At 49.0% G+C, this 3057-nt stretch carries 1 rRNA gene; it reads right to left on the reverse strand.

Features of this window, described 5'->3' with window-relative positions:
- Window position 1: 1 nt before the first annotated feature.
- A 23S ribosomal RNA gene (locus FFM70_RS13645) occupies window positions 2-2922 on the reverse strand.
- Window positions 2923-3057 lie beyond the last annotated feature (135 nt).

Consider the following 3057-nt stretch of genomic DNA (forward strand, 5'->3'; position numbering starts at 1 on the left):
CTTGGTTAAGTCCTCGACCGATTAGTATTAGTCCGCTTCACACGTCACCGTGCTGCCACTTCTAACCTATCTACCTGATCATCTTTCAGGGGTCTTACTTCCATATAGGAATGGGAAATCTCATCTCGAGGTCTGTTTCACACTTAGATGCTTTCAGCGTTTATCAGATCCATACGTAGCTACCCAGCGATGCGCCTGGCGGCACAACTGGTACACCAGAGGTATGTCCATCCCGGTCCTCTCGTACTAAGGACAGCTCCTCTCAAATTTCCTACGCCCGCGACGGATAGGGACCGAACTGTCTCACGACGTTCTGAACCCAGCTCGCGTACCGCTTTAATGGGCGAACAGCCCAACCCTTGGGACCGACTACAGCCCCAGGATGCGATGAGCCGACATCGAGGTGCCAAACCTCCCCGTCGATGTGGACTCTTGGGGGAGATAAGCCTGTTATCCCCAGGGTAGCTTTTATCCGTTGAGCGATGGCCCTTCCATACGGTACCACCGGATCACTAAGCCCGACTTTCGTCCCTGCTCGACCTGTCTGTCTCGCAGTCAAGCTCCCTTGTGCCTTTACACTCTGCGAATGATTTCCAACCATTCTGAGGGAACCTTTGGGCGCCTCCGTTACTTTTTAGGAGGCGACCGCCCCAGTCAAACTGCCCACCTGACACTGTCTCCCGCCACGATTAGTGGCGCGGGTTAGAGTGGTCATACAGCGAGGGTAGTATCCCACCAACGCCTCCACCGAAACTAGCGTTCCGGTTTCTATGGCTCCTACCTATCCTGTACAAGCTGTACAAACACTCAATATCAAGCTACAGTAAAGCTCCATGGGGTCTTTCCGTCCTGTCGCGGGTAGTCCGCATCTTCACGGACAATATAATTTCACCGAGTCTCTCGTTGAGACAGTGCCCAGATCGTTACGCCTTTCGTGCGGGTCGGAACTTACCCGACAAGGAATTTCGCTACCTTAGGACCGTTATAGTTACGGCCGCCGTTTACTGGGGCTTCAATTCTGAGCTTCGCCGAAGCTAACCCATCCTTTTAACCTTCCAGCACCGGGCAGGCGTCAGCCCCTATACGTCATCTTACGATTTTGCAGAGACCTGTGTTTTTGATAAACAGTCGCCTGGGCCTATTCACTGCGGCTGATCTTTCGATCAGCACCCCTTCTCCCGAAGTTACGGGGTCATTTTGCCGAGTTCCTTAACGAGAGTTCACTCGCTCACCTTAGGATTCTCTCCTCGACTACCTGTGTTGGTTTGCGGTACGGGTAGTTAAATACTCACTAGAAGCTTTTCTCGGCAGTGTGACATCAGACGCTTCGCTACTAAATTTCGCTCCCCATCGCAACTTGTCCTTAAAGTGAAAAGCATTTGACTCTTCACAAGACTTATTGTTTGGACATTCTAATCCAACAGAATGCACATCTTAGCCTACTGCGTCCCTCCATCGTTCAAACGCATTTAACTAGTACAGGAATATCAACCTGTTATCCATCGTCTACGCCTCTCGGCCTCGACTTAGGTCCCGACTAACCCTGGGAGGACGAGCCTTCCCCAGGAAACCTTAGTCATTCGGTGGATGGGATTCTCACCCATCTTTCGCTACTCATACCGGCATTCTCACTTCTAAGCGCTCCACAAGTCCTTACAGTCTTGCTTCACCGCCCTTAGAACGCTCTCCTATCACGTGACCTAATGGTCACATCCACAGTTTCGGTAGTATACTTAGCCCCGGTACATTTTCGGCGCAGGATCACTCGACTAGTGAGCTATTACGCACTCTTTAAATGGTGGCTGCTTCTGAGCCAACATCCTAGTTGTCTATGCAACTCCACATCCTTTTCCACTTAGCATACATTTAGGGACCTTAACTGGTGATCTGGGCTGTTCCCCTTTCGACGGTGGATCTTATCACTCATCGTCTGACTCCCGGATATGAATCAATGGCATTCGGAGTTTATCTGAATTCAGTAACCCAAGACGGGCCCCTAGTCCAAATAGTGCTCTACCTCCATGATCCTTAATCCGAGGCTAGCCCTAAAGCTATTTCGGAGAGAACCAGCTATCTCCAAGTTCGTTTGGAATTTCACCGCTATCCACACCTCATCCCAGCAATTTTCAACTTACACGGGTTCGGTCCTCCAGTGCGTTTTACCGCACCTTCAACCTGGACATGGATAGGTCACCTGGTTTCGGGTCTACAACCTCGTACTAAAATCGCCCATTTCAGACTCGCTTTCGCTACGGCTCCGACTTTTCAGTCTTAACCTTGCACGGGATCGTAACTCGCCGGTTCATTCTACAAAAGGCACGCCATCACGCATTAACGCGCTCTGACTTATTGTAGGCACATGGTTTCAGGAACTATTTCACTCCCCTTCCGGGGTGCTTTTCACCTTTCCCTCACGGTACTGGTTCACTATCGGTCACTAGGTAGTATTTAGCCTTGGGAGATGGTCCTCCCAGATTCCGACGGAATTTCACGTGTTCCGCCGTACTCAGGATCCTGAACTGAGAAAGCTTGATTTAATCTACTGGGCTATCACCATCTATGGCGGATTTTCCCAAATCCTTCGACTATCAAACTTTTTGGTAACTCAAATGTTCAGTCCTACAACCCCAAAGAGCAAGCTCTCTGGTTTGGGCTGTTCCCCGTTCGCTCGCCGCTACTTAGGGAATCGAAATTTCTTTATTTTCCTGCTGCTAATGAGATGTTTCAGTTCACAGCGTTTACCTCCGACTAGACTATGAATTCATCTAGCGGTAACAGTTGATTAAAACTGCTGGGTTGCCCCATTCGGAAATCTCCGGATCATAGCTTACGTACAGCTCCCCGAAGCATATCGGTGTTAGTCCCGTCCTTCATCGGCTCCTAGTGCCAAGGCATTCACCATGCGCCCTTGTTAACTTAACCTTATTTTCCAAAGGAAAATACGATTAATTGAGTTTAGCGATTAAACTTCTTTTAAAAAACTCAAAAAACGCGGTGTTCTCGGTTTCATTATGAAAAAATATATTTGATATTATCTAGTTTTCAAAGAACAAGTTT

This window comes from Lactiplantibacillus nangangensis, from assembly GCF_005405065.1.
Classification (GTDB): Bacteria; Bacillota; Bacilli; order Lactobacillales; family Lactobacillaceae; genus Lactiplantibacillus; species Lactiplantibacillus nangangensis.